At 63.0% G+C, this 1,931-nt stretch carries 2 protein-coding genes; both read left to right on the top strand.

Annotated elements, in window-relative coordinates; translation table 11 throughout:
* On the top strand, positions 1-1,542 hold a 1,542-nt coding region (locus AC1DT3_RS19415), incomplete at its 5' end, for an ArnT family glycosyltransferase (RefSeq protein ID WP_477466852.1).
* A 41-nt stretch (positions 1,543-1,583) separates the two neighbouring features.
* On the top strand, positions 1,584-1,931 hold a 348-nt coding region (locus AC1DT3_RS19410), incomplete at its 3' end, for a glycosyltransferase family 2 protein (RefSeq protein ID WP_477466851.1).

The following is a 1,931-nucleotide window of genomic DNA, read 5'->3' as shown; positions in this document are numbered from 1 at the left end:
GAGCCACGTTATGCACAGGCCTCGAAGCAGATGCTGGAGACCGGTGACCTGGTCGATATCCGGTTTCAGGATGAGGCGCGGCACAAGAAGCCGGTCGGGATCTACTGGCTCCAGAGCCTCAGCGTGGCCATCGGGGACAGCCTGGGCGTTCCCGAGGCCAGGACGACGATCGCGCTCTATCGCATCCCATCACTCCTGGGAGCGCTCGCTGCCGTCCTTCTGACCTATTGGGCTGCCCTGGCGTTCCTGGGACGGCGTGGGGCCTTTCTATCCGCCGCTTTGATGGCGACGTCCATCATCCTCATGGTCGAAGCGAGGCTCGCCAAGACGGACGCCATGTTGGCCGCCTGCTCCATCGCCGTCATGGGTGGGTTGGCGCGCGCTTATCTCGGCCGCGGAGCGGCCGTTCTTCCGCGCTCGTCGCTCGTCATCGCCTGGCTTGGCTTCGCCCTTGGAATCCTCGTCAAAGGCCCGCTGGTCCTGATGTTCGTGGGTCTGACGGCGGCGGTCCTGTCGTATCGCGAGCGGTCGATGCGTTGGCTCCTGTCGCTCCGCCCGTGGGAAGGGCTTTTCGTCACGCTGTTGATCGTCTTGCCGTGGTTCATCGCCATTGCCTTCCGAAGCCATGGCGAATTCTTCGCGGCCTCGGTCGGACACGACATGCTGGGCAAGGTCGGCACGGCGCAAAAATATCATTGGGCGCCGCCGGGATTCTATCTCCTCGCTTTCTTCGCCACCTTCTGGCCGGGCGCCATTCTCGCCGCCATCGCGGTGCCCTTCGCATGGACCAACCGGCGCGAGGACGCGATCGCATTCGCCCTTGCCTGGATCGTTCCGTCCTGGATCGTGTTCGAGGCCGTTCCGACCAAACTCCCGCACTATGTCATGCCGCTCTATCCGGCCATCGCCATCGTGACGGTCATGGCGATCGGGCGTGCGTTCGTCGGGCCGCATCGTCCCCTCGCCAAGATCGCGACGGTCCTCATTCCCTTCATCCCGGTCGGCCTTCTGGTTGGGCTCTGCGTCGTGGCTTGGCATTTCGACCATACGCTTCCCTACCGCGCGTTGCCGGCRCTCATCTTGTCGTCGGGGCTGGCGCTCTTTGCTTGGCGCCTTTTCGTGACGGACAGAGTCATCGCATGCCTTGGGACGAGCTTCGTCTCCGCGATTTTACTGTCGATTGGCGTTTTTGGGTTCGCACAATTGGATCTGCGTTCTCTCAAGATTTCTCCGCGCCTCGCCGAGGTCGCGCACGATATTGGCTGCGCCGAACCATTGGTGGCGACATTGGGTTATCGGGAGCCGAGTCTCGTCTTCCTCGCCGGGACGAACCTCGACATGCTCGAGACGGGGGAGGAGGCGGCCGCGTTTCTCGCCAAGGGCGGGTGTCGTCTCGTGTTCGTCGACAAGCGTTTCGACGGCGATTTCCGCAACGAAGCGACGCGGCTCGGTCTGAAACCCGCACTCTCGACCCGCGTTGCCGGTTTCAATATCAACAGTGGTCGCCAGACCGATATCGGGGCCTATTGGATCGGGCCTTGACTTCATTCGTTTTGAGAGGCGGCCCGTCCGGCCGTTCATTGATGAACCAGCTCTCTCTGCATCCGCAGACCAGTATCGTCGTTCCGGTCAAGAACGAGGCTCTGAACGTTCTCGCCCTTGTCGACGAGATCGAACGCGCTTGTTCTGCGCTCGGACCCTTCGAAGTCATCTACGTCGATGACGGATCGACCGACCGGACGCCGGACGAAGTCTTGGCGGCGCGGGCCACGCGCCCGTGGCTGCGATTGATCCGACACGAAGCGAGCTGCGGCCAGAGTGCTGCCGTACGCACCGGCGTCGTCGCCGCAAAGGGCGACATCGTCGTTACGCTCGACGGCGACGGCCAGAACGATCCCGCTTTCATTCCGGCTCTCGTCGCTGCCTTGGAT

The sequence above is a fragment of the Microvirga sp. P4_G7 genome (assembly GCF_056401005.1).
Note: the sequence above shows the minus strand (reverse complement) of the source record. Positions and strands in the feature narration are given on the sequence as shown.